The 201-nt window shown below is 52.7% G+C and carries 1 tRNA gene; it reads right to left on the minus strand.

Annotated features, from left to right (window positions below):
• Nucleotides 1–4: 4 nt before the first annotated feature.
• Nucleotides 5–80, minus strand: a tRNA-Glu gene (locus OGX98_RS00805).
• Nucleotides 81–201 lie beyond the last annotated feature (121 nt).

The following is a 201-nucleotide window of genomic DNA, read 5'->3' on the forward strand; positions in this document are numbered from 1 at the left end:
CAAGTGGCGTCCCCTAGGGGATTCGAACCCCTGTTACCGCCGTGAAAGGGCGGTGTCCTGGGCCTCTAGACGAAGGGGACGTATAAGTCTCAATCGCAAGACGCCTTGCTATTTACTTTCTATCAGACAATCTGTGTGGACACTACAAGGAACGGTTCTTTAAGGTAAGGAGGTGATCCAACCGCAGGTTCCCCTACGGTT

Source organism: Citrobacter sp. Cm046, assembly GCF_030333065.1.
In the GTDB taxonomy this organism is placed as follows: domain Bacteria; phylum Pseudomonadota; class Gammaproteobacteria; order Enterobacterales; family Enterobacteriaceae; genus Citrobacter; species Citrobacter murliniae.